This is a genomic window from Azospirillum sp., assembly GCF_035628975.1.
GTDB lineage: Bacteria > Pseudomonadota > Alphaproteobacteria > Azospirillales > Azospirillaceae > Azospirillum.
In genome coordinates, this window is sequence record NZ_DASPIS010000013.1 from 42,826 (window position 1) to 57,483 (window position 14,658).

A 14,658-nucleotide genomic window follows, 5' to 3' on the forward strand; every position below is an offset into this window, starting at 1 on the left:
GCCGGGGCGCAGTCCGGTCTCTACTCCACCACTTCCGCCAACCGCGCCTGTGCCGTGTCGGCGTCGCGCCGGACGAAGGCCAGGAAGTCCTCGTAGGGCATGGGGCGGCCCAGCAGATAGCCCTGGCACTGGTCGCAGCCCATGGTGGCGAGGCAGTGATACTGCTCCTCCGTCTCCACCCCCTCGGCCAGCGTCTGCATGCGCAAGCTGCGCGCCATGCCGATGATCGCCTCAGCGATGGCGCCGCTGTCCGGGTTGCCGGCGCGCAGGCCGCTGACGAAGCTGCGGTCGATCTTCAGCTTGTCGACACGGAAGCGTTTCAGATAGGCCAGCGAGGAATAGCCGGTGCCGAAATCGTCGATGGCAAGCGGCACCCCCATCTCGCGCAGCTGCGAGAAGGTTTCCGACACCACGTCGGAATCGTCCATCAGGACGCTTTCCGTGACCTCCAGTTCCAGCGCCGAGGGCGGGATGCCGTAGGCCGACAGCCAGCCGGCCACCCGCTCCGCCAGTCCGGGGCGGCGCACCTGCACGGCCGACAGGTTGATGGCGATCAGCAGGTTCTGGTGGCGCAGCAGTTCCGCCGTGCGGCGGCAGGCCTCCCCCAGCACCCAGTCGCCCAGCGGCAGGATCAGGCCGGTATCCTCGGCCACCGGAATGAACTGGCCGGGCATGATCAGCGTGCCGTCGGGCTGGCGCCAGCGCACCAGCGCCTCCGCCCCGATCAGCCGGCGGCCGTCCAGCGAGAACTGCGGCTGGAAATGCAGCTCAAGTTCGTTGTTGGCCAGGGCGCGGCGCAGGTTGTTCTCCGTCCACATCCGGTCCGAGGCGCGGCGGTTCAGTTCGGGCGTGAAGAACTGGTAAGTGGCGCGCCCGGCCTCCTTGGCGGCGTACATCGCCATGTCGGCGCTCTTCAGCAGCGCGTCGATGCCGGTGCCGTCGTCCGGGTAGACGGCGATGCCGATGGAGGGCGTGACCTGCAACTCGTGCCCGTCGATCAGATAGGGCTCCGACAGGGCGTGCAGCACCTTGCGCGCCACGATGCCGGCCGCGTCGGGGCCGTCCATGTCGCTGATGAGGATGATGAACTCGTCGCCGCCCTGGCGGCTGACCGTGTCGCTGGCCCGCACTGTGCCGAGCAGCCGCTCCGCCACCTCGCGCAGCAGCCCGTCGCCGACCTGATGGCCCAGGCTGTCGTTGATGGTCTTGAAGCGGTCGAGATCGACGAACAGCAACCCCACCTTGGTGCCGTGGCGACCGGCGGCCAGCATGGCGCGGTCCAGCCGGTCGCGCAGCAGGAAACGGTTGGGCAGGTCGGTCAGGAAATCGAACTGCGCCAGATGGCGGATGCGTTCCTCCTGCGCGCGGGTCTCGGTGATGTCGGTGAAGGCGGCGATGTAGTTGGCGACGGCGCCATCCTCGTTCCGCACCACCTTGATGCTGAGCCATTCCGGAAACACCTCGCCGTTCTTGCGCGTGCTCCAGATTTCGCCGGCCCAATGGCCGTTATCGCGCAGCTGCGCCCACAGATCCTCATAGAAGCCCGGCGGATTGCGGTCGGAACGCAGGAATTCCGGACCGCGGCCCAGCACCTCCTCCCGGTCATAGCCGGTGATGCGGGCGAAGGCGTCGTTGGCAGCGACGATCTTCTGGTTCTCGGTGGCGACGAACATGCCCTCGGCCGCGTTGTCGAACACCTTGGCCGACAGCCGCAGCTGCCATTCCGCCCGCTTGCGCTCGCTGATGTCGCGGGCGATGGCGGAGTAGTAGACCTCACCCTCGTAGGAGATGCGGCTGGCCGTGACCTCCAGCTCCAGCGTGCGGCCGTCCGGGGTGTGGTAGACGGTCTCGTAATGGCTGGCCGCGTCCTCGCCCTCCGCGGCGAAGCGCTTCAACAGGTCGGCCTGCCCCATCACCAGATCCTCAAGCGTCCCGCCCAGCGCCTTGCAGCCGAAGGGGTTGATGTAGGCGATGTTCAGGTTCGCATCGGCCAGTACGACAATCTCCGACACATGGTCGACGAAGAAGTTGGCGAGGTAGAGCTGCCGCGCCCGTTCGCGCAGCATGCTGTCGCTGTGCCGGACCCGCAGCTGGTAGCTGCCGACGATGCGCCGGATCCAGCCGGTGACCAGCCAGGACACGCCGACGGACGCGGCCAGCGCCACGCCCAGCACCCCGACCGTGGTCCAGACGCGCAGGTTGACGCCGCGGCTGATTTCCGCCCGGCGGGCCTCCATCTCCTTGCCGACGTCGTCGATGTAGAAGCCGGCAACCAGGATCCAGCCCCACACGGTGGGGGCGGAGACATAGGCCATCTTCGGCGTCGGCCGCGCGGTGACCGGATGGATCCAGTCGTAGCGCACCTCCCCGCCGCCCTGGCGCCCCTGCTCCAGCAGGCGGGTGACGAGGTCGCGTTCGGTCTTCCACGGCAGGTCGCGCGCGTTCATCCCTTCCGACGCGGGCGCGGTGGGCGACAGCAGGACCTGCCCGTCCTGGCGCAGCACGCCGATATAGCCGGTCTCCCCGAAGCGGAAGGCACGCAGCCGTTCCAGCGATTCGCGCTGGAGCTGCGCCTCCACCGCGCCCAGGGAATCGCCGGCGCCGATCAGCCAGTCGAAGGGTTCGAACCGGCGGACGAAGGCCAGCTTGTCCACCATCTGCGCCGGGTCGTCGGGCATGCGCCAGCGGTAGCGGGCGAAGCCGCGCAGGCTGGGGTCCTGGACCGCCCGCATCAGCTCGCGCACCACCGCGGCACCCTGGGGGTCGGGGGCCGCGAAGGGCGATGTCCCTTCCCGCGACGGATCGACCGGCATCAGCACCGACTCGCCGTTCAGACCGTGGACGAAATAGTAGCCGCGCCCGCCGGAGAAGCGGAGTGGCCGCAACGTCTCCTTGATTGATTCCTTCACCGCCGCTTCGGGCAGGATGTCCTTTTCCCGGTCATGGACGCTGCGGGCGATGGCATAGGCCTCGTCCACTTGGGCGCGCAGATGCTCCTTCAGAAGCGGTTCGACGCGCGACCGCATGTAGGCCAGGTACGACTGCGCGTTCTCGACCTCCTGCACCAGGGCCTGATGCTGCTCCTGGACATAGCGCGCCTCGCTCTGCTGCAGGTCGTGCTCGAGGTCGGCCCAATGCTGCCAGACGAAATAGAAGCCGAGCCCGAGGACGAGCGCCGACACCAGCGCCATCGACGCCAGGAACTGCAGGCGGTAGAGCCGGGCCTCGTCTGACGAGCGCGACGGCGCACGGACCAGCTCGGCGACGGGGTCGGACAAGAAGGGCTCCCTTCGGATGGCCTGATCTGATGAAACTCGCGGAAACCGGCAGGCGGCCGGCCCCGATGCGCTGTGCAAGTGTTGCTTAATGCTCGCAAGGATTCAACTGCAAGCGAATCAAAACCACCAGGGCGCGACTCTTTGACTGTTTTCCTCGCTCCGTGATGGCCGGTCCACGACGCGACCGCAAGTGCACAGGGAAATCGCGGAAACTCCGCCTGTCGAGCATTAGGCGCGGATTCCCTTCGGCGGGCAACGATTCGACCACGAAGATTAATGCGGCCGCGAACAGCCCGGTCCGGACGGGCAAACCGGAGCATCGCGAGGCTTTAAAACGCACCCCGGCACCGCTATGGTCGCGCGCGCGTGCTATGAGACCCGCAAGCCACCCTCAATCCAGCGCCCGCATCCTCCGGAGAGTGCCGATGATCCCCCGCTATACCCGCCCCGAAATGGCCCGCATCTGGGAGCCGGAAAACCGCTTCCGCATCTGGTTCGAGATCGAGGCGCACGCCTGCGACGCGCAGGCCGAGCTGGGCGTGATCCCGAAGGAGGCCGCCAAGGCGGTGTGGGAACGCGGCAAGTGGGAGATCGACCGCATCGACGAGATCGAGCGCGAGACCCGTCACGACGTCATCGCCTTCCTGACCAACCTCGCCGAGTATGTCGGTCCGGAGGCCCGCTTCGTCCACCAGGGCATGACCTCGTCGGATGTGCTGGACACCTGCCTAGCCGTCCAGCTGACCCAGGCGGCCGACCTCCTGCTGGCCGACATGGACGCCCTGCTGGCCGCGCTGAAGCGCCGGGCATACGAGCACAAGGACACCGTCACCATCGGCCGCAGCCACGGCATCCATGCCGAGCCGACGACCTTCGGCCTGAAGCTGGCCGGCCATTACGCCGCCTTCGCCCGCGGGCGCGAGCGTCTGGTCCAGGCGCGCCAGGACATCGCCACCTGCGCCATCTCCGGCGCCGTCGGCACCTTCGCCAACATCGACCCGCGGGTCGAAGAACATGTCGCCGCCAAGCTGGGCCTGTCGGTCGAGCCGGTGTCGACCCAGGTCATCCCGCGCGACCGCCATGCCTTCTACTTCTCCGTGCTGGGCGTGATCGCCTCGAGCATCGAGAATCTGGCGACGGAAATCCGCCACCTGCAGCGCACCGAAGTGCGCGAGGCGGAGGAGTATTTCCACCCCGGCCAGAAGGGCTCGTCGGCGATGCCGCACAAGCGCAACCCGGTCCTGTCGGAGAACCTGACCGGCCTGGCCCGCATCGTGCGCTCCGCCGTGGTGCCGGCGCTGGAGAACGTCGCGCTGTGGCACGAGCGCGACATCTCGCACAGCTCGGTCGAGCGCATGATCGGCCCCGACGCCACCGTCACGCTCGACTTCGCCCTGGTGCGCCTGACCAGCATGATGGAAAAGCTGGTGGTCTATCCGGAGCGCATGCAGAAGAACCTGGACGATCTCGGCGGTCTGGTCTTCTCGCAGCGCGTTCTGCTGGCGCTGACCCAGGCCGGCATGAGCCGCGAGGACAGCTACAAGGCGGTGCAGCGCAACGCCATGCAGGTGTGGGAGAAGGGCGGAAACTATCTGGACCTGCTGTCGAACGACCCCGACATCGCCAAGCATATCGGCCGCGACAAGCTGGAGCCGATGTTCGACATGACCTACCACACCAAGCATGTCGACACCGTGTTCAAGCGCGTTTTCGGCGAGTGAGCTGCAATCCCCGATGAAGCAGGGTGGCGCGGGCCGTTACTGCGTCTTCCGCATTCCGGCAAATATTTGCCGGTGGATGACAAACGGCCCGGCCGCACCTACTCTATCTACCCAGTATGTGCCCGGGCGGGGCAATCCTGAACAGAGCGAGGACTGGACCCATGGCGATGGAAGCCGCCACGATCGAAAAGCTCATCAAGGAGGGCATCCCGGACGCGGTCGTCGAGATCGCGGATCTGCGGGGCGACGGCGACCACTATGCCGCGCTCGTCACCTCCGCCGCCTTCAAGGGCAAGAGCCGGGTGCAGCAGCACCAGATGGTCTACGCGTCCCTGCAGGGCAAGATGGGCGGCGAACTGCACGCCCTGGCGCTGACCACGGCGGTGCCGGAAGGCGCCTGAGAACGGATGCCCGAGGGCGCCTGATTACAAGTCGCAACGGACATGGTCCCGGCATAGCCGGGCCGAATCGGAAGGGTTATCGAGTCATGGTCGATCAGAACGTCGTCGAGCGCATCGAGCAGGACATCAAGAACAACGATGTCGTGCTGTACATGAAGGGGACCCCGGTGTTCCCGCAGTGCGGCTTCTCCGCCGCCGTCGTCCAGGTGCTGAGCCACACCGGCGTCAAGTTCAAGGGCGTCAACATCCTGGAGGATCCGGGCCTGCGCCAGGGTCTGAAGGAATACTCGAACTGGCCGACCTTCCCGCAGCTCTACGTCAAGGGCGAGCTGGTCGGCGGCTGCGACATCGTCCGCGAGATGTACGAGTCGGGCGAGCTGCAGACCCTGCTGGCCGACAAGGGCGTCGCCACCGGCGCCGCCGCCTGACACGGCCGGTGTCTTCCAGGAACCGGAACGAAAAGCCCCGCTTCGGCGGGGTTTTTTGTTGAGTGAACAGGGCGCGGGGCGGGAGTGATGCCGGTTGCGCAGCCCGGCCATGTTCGTCCGCCCGCTGCCGGATTGCACAAACAATGTGCTAAACGGACGGTATGGTTCAGACCCCGCCGCCCGCCAAGGCCCCGACCTCCACAACCGCGGCGTTCGTCGCGGCGCTGGCCTCCTACCTGATCTGGGGGCTGGTCAACCCGGTCTTCTTCAAATCGCTGGGCGATGTCGGCGCGGTGGAGATCGTGGCGCACCGCGTGGTCTGGACGGTGGTGCTGGTCGGCATCGGCGTGCTGGCCACCCGCGGGCCCGCGGCGATCGTGGCAGCGGTGGGAAGCTGGCGCCGGCTGGGCGTTTTCCTGGTCACCACGCTGCTGGTCACCACCAACTGGACCGTCTTCATCTGGGCGGTGGTCAACAGCCGGCTGGTCGAGGCCAGCCTGGGATACTTCATCAACCCGCTGGTCAATGTGCTGCTGGGCGTGCTGTTCCTGAACGAAAAGCTCAGCCGCGGGCGGATGCTGGCGGTCGCCATCGCCGCGGCCGGCGTCGGCAGCCTCGTCGTCAGCTATGGCGCCGTGCCCTGGGTTGCCCTGTCGCTGGCGCTGTCCTTCGGTTTCTATGCGCTGGTGCGCAAGAAGGCGGCGGTCGATCCGGTGGTCGGTCTGCTGGTGGAAACCGCGCTGCTGCTGCCGGCCGCTCTCGGCTATCTGCTGTGGCTGGGCGGCAGCGGGGCCTTCGGCCATGAATGGGGCGAGAGCACCCTGCTGGTGCTGGCCGGGCCGATGACGGCGGTGCCGCTGGTGCTGTTCATGATCGGTGCGACCCGACTGACCATGACCACACTGGGTCTGCTGCAATATGTCGGGCCGACCGGACAGCTTCTGCTGGGCGTGCTGGTCTATGGCGAGGCCTTCACCCGCAGCCACGCCATCACCTTCGCCTGCATCTGGGTGGCGCTGGCCGTCTTCACCGCGGACGCGGTGCACAGCCACCGCACCGCCGCCCGGACCGCAACTGCCGCGGAGTAGTCTTTACCGCGGCGTCAGGCCGTGGGCGATGGTGTGGGCCAGCGTGCCGACCATGGCGCAGATGCCGGCGTCGTCGCGGCCGAACACCACCTGATCGAGAAAACCCAGCCCGAAGCTGAGCGTCGCGATGCCGGCCGCCACATTGGCGAGGTCGGCATCGGCGGCGATGGCGCCGCGGTCGCGGAACCCCTCCAACCGCTTCAGCAGACAGGGAATGCGGCTCTGCGAGAGGGTGCGGGCCATTTCGTCCGCAACCGCTTGATCGACCAGGGCGCGGGCCAGAACCACGCGGGTGAAGTCACGGCATTCCCAGCTGTGCTTCAGTTGTGCGTGCAGGAAGCGGGCAAGGTCGGTCTCCAGATCCTCGTCCGGCGGCGGCAGGTGGCAGCCGCCCGATTCCTCGCGCCAATAGCGTTCCACCACCGCCAGCAGCAGCCCGCTCTTGCCTGAGAAATAGCGCTGGATCAGCTGTTCGTTGACCCCGGCCCGCCCGGAGATCTCGCGCGTCGTCGCCGCGTCGAAGCCGCGTTCGGCGAACACCAGCTTGGCGGCGTCGAGCAGCGCGCCTTCCGTCGCGGCACGGTCGCGCTTGCGCACCCCGCCCTCGCAGGCCCCGTCAGTGGTGCCGCTGCCCGGGCAACAGCCGTCCGCGTCCTTGCTTGCGTCCAAAACCCGTCCCTCTCCCGTGGTGCCGTCGGCTGGATAATAAGTATGCGGATACATACTTGACAAGCGGCAGGCTCCGGTTCAAGTATGTACTCACATACATACAAGCCAATTCGCCCAACAGGGGGTAGTCCCGCCATGCCGCACAGCACCGATCTGCACAGCACCGCCACCCCGGATCTGTTCGCCCCGCTGCGCCTCGGCGCGATCGAGCTGCCGAACCGCGTCGTCATGGCGCCGATGACCCGCAGCCGCGCCGGCGAAGGCAACTGCCCGACCGCGCTGACCGCCGAGTATTACGCGCAGCGCGCCTCGGCAGGCCTGATCATCACCGAGGCGACGCAGGTCTGCGACACCGCCCAGGGCTATCCCAACACGCCGGGCATCCACACCGATGCCCAGACCCTGGCTTGGCGCGCGGTGGCCGACGCCGTGCACGATGCCGGCGGACGGATCGTCACCCAGCTCTGGCATGTCGGGCGCATCTCCCACCCGCGCTTCCAGCCGAACGGCGCCGCCCCGGTCGCCCCGTCGGCCATCGCGGCCAAGGGCCAGCTTTACACCGGCGCCGGCATGGAACCTTTCCCGGTGCCGCGCGCCCTGGACACGTCCGAGATCCCCGGTCTGGTCCGCCATTTCGCCGACGCCGCCAAGCGCGCGGTGTTCGATGCCGGCCTGGACGGCGTCGAGATCCACGCGGCCAACGGCTATCTGATCGATCAGTTCCTGCGCGACAGCACCAACACCCGCAACGACCAGTATGGCGGGACGGTGGAAAACCGCTGCCGCTTCCTGCTGGAGATCCTGGAGGCCACGGCCCATGCCGTCGGTGCCGACCGCATCGGCGTCCGCCTGTCGCCGACCGGCGTGTTCAACGACATGAAGGACAGCGACCCGCTGCCGCATTTCCTGGCGATCACCAAGGCGCTGAACCCGTTCAACCTCGCCTATCTGCACGTGATCGAGGGGCGGCCCGGCCACCACATGGCTCCGCCGGACGGTGCGCCGCATGTGGCGTCCGCCCTGCGCGCCGCCTTCAAGGGTCCGTTCATCCTGAATGGCGGATACAGCCGCGACGATGCCGACGCCGCACTCGCCAAGGGTGAGGCCGACGCGGTCAGCTTCGGCGAGTCCTTCATCTCCAACCCGGACCTGCCCGTGCGCTTCCGTGTCGGCGCATCGCTGGCCGAACCGGATCGCACCACCTATTACGGCGGCGACGCCAAGGGCTACACCGACTATCCGGCCCTGGAATCCGTCGCCGCCTGACCGGATTGCGGCCTCCCTGCCCCGGCGGGGCCGCAATTGCTCTCGACGTGAGAGCGCGTCGTGAGAGCGTCGTGAGACGCAAATCCCCGCTGCCCCCGGCCCGGCTCCCCCCTGGGCCGGGGGGCTTTTTTTATGTGGAGCCGGCCTCTACGCCGCCCCGCCCTCTCCGTCCAGTCCGCGGGCCAAGGCGGCGATGGTGCCGTAACCGACCTGATCGGCCGGGTCGATTTCCGCCATCTTGGCAAGGATCGCCAGCGCCTTGTCGCGGTTGTGGCGGCGCAGTTCGATGAAAGCGAGCGCCTTCATGGTGAACAGGAAGAAGCGCGCCGGCCCGGCCGCCGTCCAGTCGGTGGACCCCGCGGTCAGCCGCGACCAGTCCGCCGGAAAACCGCCCTGGAGCGCCGCGGCATCCAGCCCGATGCGGGCCACCCGCTCCGCGTCCGTCAGCTTCTTGCGGTTGAAATAGAATTTGTAGAGCGCATAGAAGACCGGCAGCACCCGAGGCCCCTTGCGATGAGCCTCCCACAGCAGCGCCTCGCAGGCGTCCGGCACGTCGCGGGCTTTCACCGCCTCCTGCAACAGTTCGTCGATCTGTTCGGGCACGTCGCCGAACGCCATCCGGCCGTTCGACATCCTGAGTTCGATCGGTTCGTCGCTCATCGCTTTCCTCGCCACTAATTCCTGCTGACGCAATCAATCATCCGACGCACCGACGACGCCCCATGGTACGCGCGCGGGCACGGCGAAAGACCACAATATTTTTGTGCGGCGAAGTGTCGCGGCTGTCGCAAAGACGACACGCGCCAAACCCGACAAAATGGTTCGTGTGCGGGACTTTGTCGGACTTTCGCCACGCCGGGCCGACCTGACAATCGTTGAAAATCAACGTCTTGCCTGTTTGGCACACCGCTTGCTCTATTCCCCGTCAGATCGGCCGGCACCCCCGGCAACGCGGCTTGAGGAGGCGGGACATGGTGACTCTGACGGATGCGGCGGTTTCCACCCTGGAACGGGTCCTGGCGAAGTCGGGCGGTGCGGCCGCCGGCTTGCGGATCGCAGTGACCGACGGCGGCTGCGCCGGCCTTAAATACCAGATGGGGCTGGAGGCGGCAGCCGGCGATGACGACGCGGTGCTCAGCTTCGGCCCGGTCACCATCTTCGTCGACGCCAACAGCCAGCCCTTCCTGAGCGGCGTGGTGGTCGATTTCGTCGAGGGCATCGAGGGCTCCGGCTTCAAGTTCGACAATCCGAACGCGACCAGCAGCTGCGGCTGCGGCAAGTCCTTCTCGGCCGGCGGTGACGGTGGCGGCTCCTGCTCGACCTCCTCGTCCAGCTGCGGGTCGTCGGCCCCCTACTCGACTCACTGAATTCGCCCCCGGACGGATCTTCCCCAAGGCGCGCACCCACGGAAAGGCAGCAGCGACATGTGGAACTACACCGACAAGGTCAAGGAACACTTCTTCAATCCGAAGAACTCCGGTGTCCTGGACAGCGCCAATGCGGTCGGCGAGGTCGGCTCCATCACCTGCGGCGACGCGCTGCGTCTGATGCTGAAGGTCGATCCCGACACCCAGATCATCCAGGACGCGAAGTTCCAGACCTTCGGCTGCGGTTCGGCAATCGCCTCCAGCTCCGCGCTGACCGAGATGATCATCGGCAAGACGGTGGACGAGGCGCTGACCCTGACCAACCGCGACATCGCCGAGTATCTCGGCGGCCTGCCGCCGGAGAAGATGCACTGCTCCGTCATGGGTGCCGAGGCGCTACGCGCCGCCATCGCCAACTACAAGGGCGAGGCGTGGGAAGACGACCATGAGGAAGGCGAGCTGGTCTGCAAGTGCTTCGGCATCGACGCCGCCATGATCGAGCGCGCGGTGACCGTCAACGGCCTGACCACGCTGGAGGAAGTCACCCACTACACCAAGGCCGGCGGCTCCTGCCAGACCTGCCACGAGAAGATCGAGGAGGTGCTGGAGGAGGTGCTGGCGAAGACCGGCGCGTTGAAGCCCGCCAAGAAGCATGCCCCCGGCACGGTCGGGCTCGACGCCATCAAGCCGCTGGAGCCGAAGGCCGAACCGGCCGCGGCGCCCAAGCTGACGAACGTCCAGCGCATGCAGGTCATCATGGGCGCCATCGAGGAGATTCGCCCGCAGATCCAGCGCGACGGCGGCGACGTTGAGCTGGTCGACATCGACGGCAAGGACATCTATGTGCGGCTCTCCGGCGCCTGCTCCGGCTGTTCGCAATCGGCCGGCACGATGATGGGCGTGCAGATGAAGCTGGTCGAGAAGCTCGGTGAGTTCGTGCGGGTCAAGCCCGCGTCCCTCATGCCAGCCCATGCGAACTAAGGGGGAGCGTGACGCCATGAGCCAGGGCATCTATCTCGACAACAACGCCACCACCCGCGTCGATCCGGAAGTGCTGCAGGAGATGCTGCCGCTCTTCACCGAGCATTTCGGCAACGCCTCCTCCATGCACGGCTTCGGCGCCGCGGTGGGCGGCAAGATCGAATGGGCGCGCAAACAGGTCCAGGCCCTGCTGGGCGCCGCCCATGACAGCGAGATCGTCTTCACCTCCGGGGGCACGGAAAGCGACAACACCGCCATCCTGTCGGCGCTGGAGGCCTATCCGAAGAAGCGCGAGATCGTCACCAGCGTGGTCGAACACCCCGGCGTGCTGGCGCTCTGCGAATATCTGGAGAAGAAGCGCGGCTACACGGTCCACCGAATCCCGGTGGACAACAAGGGCAACCTCGACATGGAGGCCTACCGCGCGGCCCTGTCCGACCGGGTCGCCATCGTCTCCATCATGTGGGCCAACAACGAAACCGGGACGATCTTCCCGGTGGAGGAACTGGCGCGCATGGCGAAGGAGGTCGGCGCCCTCTTCCACACCGACGCGGTGCAGTCGGTCGGCAAGATCCCGGTGAAGCTGGCGGACAGCGCCATCGACATGCTGTCGCTGTCCGGTCACAAGCTGCACGCTCCCAAGGGCATCGGCGCGCTCTACGTCAAGCGCGGCCTGCGCTACCGCCCGATGCTGCGCGGCGGCCATCAGGAGCGCTCGCGCCGCGCCGGCACCGAGAACGCGCCCGGCATCGTCGGGCTGGGCGCCGCCGCCCAACTGGCGCTGGTCCATATGGGCGACGAGAACACGCGGGTGAAGGCGCTGCGCGACAAGCTGGAACAGGCGATCCTGGCGGCGGTGCCGAGCTGCTTCGTCACCGGCAACCCCGACAACCGCCTGCCCAACACCTGCAACATCGCCTTCGAGTATATCGAGGGCGAGGCAATCCTCCTGCTGCTGAACGAGGCCGGCATCGCCGCGTCCTCCGGCTCCGCCTGCACCTCGGGTTCGCTGGAGCCCAGCCACGTCATGCGCGCCATGGGCGTGCCCTACACCGCCGCCCATGGCGCCACCCGCTTCTCGCTGTCGCGCGACACGACGGAGGAGGAGATCGACCGGGTCATCGCCGTGGTGCCGGGCATCATCGCCAAGCTGCGCAGCCTGTCGCCCTACTGGCAGCAGGACGCGGGCAAGGCGAAGGAGTTTGCACCCGTTTATTCGTAACACCGGAATCGCAGGCCGGGTCGATGGCCCGTCCCGGCACCCCGCCCGACGACACCCCGTCGGGGCGGGTCCCCGGCCCGGCCTGCGACACTGACTTGGGGGCGAAGTTCTCGGCCCCCTCCCTAGCCCTCCCCCGCGTTCCGCGGGAGAGGGAACTGCCGCCGCTCCTTTGCTGACCCTTACCAAGCGTCCTACCCCCTCTCCCGCGAAGCGGGGGAGGGATGGGGAGGGGGCAATCCGCGGCAACAACTCCAAGAAGGTGCCCCCATGCCCACCACCTTCGCCACCATCAACGACACGACGCTGCGCGACGGCGAGCAGACGGCGGGCGTCGCCTTCACGCTGGACGAGAAGATCGCCATTGCCCGCGCGCTCGACGCCGCCGGCGTGCCGGAGCAGGAGATCGGCATCCCCGCCATGGGCGAGGAGGAGCGCGAGGGCATCCGCGCCGTGGCCGCACTGGGGCTGAAGGGCCGGCTGATGGTGTGGTGCCGCATGCACGACGCCGACCTGAAGGCGGCGCTGTCCTGCAATGTCGGCTTCGTCAACCTGTCGATGCCGGTGTCGGACATCCAAATCACGAAGAAGCTGAAGCGCAGCCGCGCCTGGGCGCTGGCGGAGATCGAGCGCCGGGTGAAACAGGCGCGCGACCATGGGCTGGAGGTCAGCGTCGGCGGCGAGGATTCCTCCCGCGCCGACATGGATTTCCTGATCGCCGCCGCCACGGTTGCGCAAGAGGCGGGCGCGCGGCGGTTCCGATTCGCCGACACTCTCGGCGTGCTCGACCCCTTCCAGACGCGCGCCTGCATCGAACGGCTGCGCCGGGCGACCGACCTGGAGATCGAGATCCACGCCCATGACGACCTGGGCCTCGCCAACGCCAATTCGCTGGCCGCGGTGCTGGGCGGCGCCACCCATGTCAACACCACGGTGAACGGCCTGGGCGAGCGCGCCGGCAACGCCCCGCTGGAGGAGGTGGTGGTCTCGCTGAAGCACCTCTACCACATCGACACCGGCGTGGAGACGCGGTCGCTCGGCGCCATCAGCGATCTGGTGGAGCGAGCCTCCAACCGGCCGGTGGCGGTCAACAAATCCATCGTCGGCGCCGCCGTCTTCACCCACGAGGCCGGCATCCATGTCGACGGGCTGCTGCGTGACCGTGCCACCTACCAGAATTTCGACCCGGCCGAGGTCGGGCGCGAACACCGCATCGTGCTGGGCAAGCATTCCGGCACCGCGGCGGTGAAGCTGGCCTACGAGCGGCTCGGCATCGCCTGCGACGACGCCACCGCGCAGGCGGTGCTGCCGCGCGTCCGCGCGCTGGCCACCCGCGCCAAACGGCCGCCTACGCCCGAGGAACTGCACGCCTTTCTGGAGGCGGCGACATGACCAAGCCCAAAAGCTCCCCGGGCATTCTGGCCCTGCTGCGCGAGGACGTCGCCTGCGTGTTCGACCGCGACCCGGCGGCGCGCAATGTCTTCGACGTGCTGACCTGCTATCCCGGCATCCATGCGCTGGTGATCCACCGCTTCGCCAACGCGGCCTGGCGGCGGGGGCTGCGCTGGCCGGCGCGCTTCCTGTCCTATGTGGCGCGCGCGGTGACCAACATCGACATCCATCCCGGTGCCGGCATCGGCCGCCGTTTCTTCATCGACCATGGTGCCGGCGTGGTGATCGGCGAGACTGCAGAGATCGGCGACGACGTGACGCTCTATCACGGGGTGACGCTGGGCGGCACCTCCTGGACCAAGGGCAAGCGGCACCCGACGCTGGCGGACGGCGTGCTGGTCGGTGCCGGCGCCAAAGTCTTGGGGCCGATCACCGTCGGCACCAACGCGCGGGTCGGCGCCAATTCGGTGGTGACCAAGCCGGTACCGCCGGGAATGACCGTTGTCGGCATCCCCGGCCGGGTGGTGCGGCCGGAAGCGCATCGCCAGTTGTCGGATCAACCTGTCTCCGATCATGGCATCGACCTGGAACATCATCTGATGCCGGACCCGGTCGGCAAGGCCATCGCCTGCCTGATCGACCACATCAACCGCATCGAAGCCCGGCTGGAAGCCCACACCGCAACCGAAACGTCACAGTTTCCTGCTAAGAACATCCGCCTGTCGGAATTTCGCCTGAACGATATGCACAGCGATATACGTTTGGACGGTGTGGCCTGCAGCTCTTGTGGCAACATCTGCGACCAGGAGGGGTGCAGCCCCTCCCCTTCCACCCAGCAGCACGCGTGA

General features: G+C 67.5%; 13 protein-coding genes. 10 read left to right on the top strand and 3 right to left on the bottom strand.

Going from position 1 to position 14,658, the window contains the following annotated elements; genetic code table 11:
- Positions 1-20 precede the first annotated feature (20 nt).
- The gene (locus tag VD964_RS02890; protein WP_324865370.1) at positions 21-3,278 is read right to left on the bottom strand and encodes a bifunctional diguanylate cyclase/phosphodiesterase; all 3,258 of its coding nucleotides are present in this window, start codon (positions 3,276-3,278) and stop codon (positions 21-23) included.
- 425 nt (positions 3,279-3,703) lie between these two features.
- Between VD964_RS02890 and purB the strand changes: the two genes are divergently transcribed.
- The 4 genes from purB to rarD all read left to right on the top strand — a co-directional run bounded on the left by purB (position 3,704) and on the right by rarD (position 6,916).
- Entirely contained in the window at positions 3,704-4,999 is a 1,296-nt protein-coding gene (gene purB, locus VD964_RS02895; RefSeq protein ID WP_324865372.1) for an adenylosuccinate lyase, read from the top strand.
- Between the two features lie 161 nt (positions 5,000-5,160).
- Positions 5,161-5,400: a BolA family protein gene (locus VD964_RS02900; RefSeq protein ID WP_012973287.1), complete on the top strand. Its 240-nt coding sequence runs from the start codon at positions 5,161-5,163 to the stop codon at positions 5,398-5,400.
- An 86-nt stretch (positions 5,401-5,486) separates the two neighbouring features.
- Positions 5,487-5,828, top strand: a complete 342-nt coding sequence (gene grxD / locus VD964_RS02905; protein ID WP_324865377.1) for a Grx4 family monothiol glutaredoxin — start codon at positions 5,487-5,489, stop codon at positions 5,826-5,828.
- Positions 5,829-5,989: 161 nt separating this feature from the next.
- On the top strand, positions 5,990-6,916 hold the full coding sequence (gene rarD, locus VD964_RS02910; protein ID WP_324865379.1) for an EamA family transporter RarD: 927 nt from the start codon (positions 5,990-5,992) through the stop codon (positions 6,914-6,916).
- A 3-nt stretch (positions 6,917-6,919) separates the two neighbouring features.
- Here rarD and VD964_RS02915 read toward each other — a convergent pair whose 3' ends face one another.
- Positions 6,920-7,585 carry a TetR/AcrR family transcriptional regulator gene (locus VD964_RS02915; protein WP_324865381.1) on the bottom strand — a complete coding sequence of 222 codons (666 nt, stop codon included), beginning with the start codon at positions 7,583-7,585 and terminating at the stop codon, positions 6,920-6,922.
- A gap of 135 nt (positions 7,586-7,720) precedes the next feature.
- Between VD964_RS02915 and VD964_RS02920 the strand changes: the two genes are divergently transcribed.
- Positions 7,721-8,851 carry an alkene reductase gene (locus VD964_RS02920; protein WP_324865383.1) on the top strand — a complete coding sequence of 377 codons (1,131 nt, stop codon included), beginning with the start codon at positions 7,721-7,723 and terminating at the stop codon, positions 8,849-8,851.
- Positions 8,852-8,998: 147 nt separating this feature from the next.
- Here VD964_RS02920 and VD964_RS02925 read toward each other — a convergent pair whose 3' ends face one another.
- Entirely contained in the window at positions 8,999-9,511 is a 513-nt protein-coding gene (locus VD964_RS02925; protein ID WP_324865385.1) for a hypothetical protein, read from the bottom strand.
- Between the two features lie 311 nt (positions 9,512-9,822).
- On the opposite strand from VD964_RS02925, the gene VD964_RS02930 reads away from it, so the two are divergent.
- The 5 genes from VD964_RS02930 to cysE all read left to right on the top strand — a co-directional run bounded on the left by VD964_RS02930 (position 9,823) and on the right by cysE (position 14,658).
- Positions 9,823-10,218, top strand: coding sequence for an iron-sulfur cluster assembly accessory protein (locus VD964_RS02930; protein ID WP_324865387.1), 396 nt, complete (start codon positions 9,823-9,825; stop codon positions 10,216-10,218).
- A gap of 57 nt (positions 10,219-10,275) precedes the next feature.
- On the top strand, positions 10,276-11,199 hold the full coding sequence (nifU, locus tag VD964_RS02935; RefSeq protein ID WP_324865390.1) for a Fe-S cluster assembly protein NifU: 924 nt from the start codon (positions 10,276-10,278) through the stop codon (positions 11,197-11,199).
- A gap of 16 nt (positions 11,200-11,215) precedes the next feature.
- Positions 11,216-12,421: a cysteine desulfurase NifS gene (gene nifS, locus VD964_RS02940; RefSeq protein ID WP_324865392.1), complete on the top strand. Its 1,206-nt coding sequence runs from the start codon at positions 11,216-11,218 to the stop codon at positions 12,419-12,421.
- Between the two features lie 267 nt (positions 12,422-12,688).
- The gene (gene nifV, locus VD964_RS02945) at positions 12,689-13,810 is read left to right on the top strand and encodes a homocitrate synthase (protein WP_324865394.1); all 1,122 of its coding nucleotides are present in this window, start codon (positions 12,689-12,691) and stop codon (positions 13,808-13,810) included.
- 23 nt (positions 13,811-13,833) lie between these two features.
- Complete coding sequence (gene cysE, locus VD964_RS02950; protein ID WP_349255949.1) at positions 13,834-14,658, top strand: serine O-acetyltransferase; 825 nt, start codon at positions 13,834-13,836, stop codon at positions 14,656-14,658.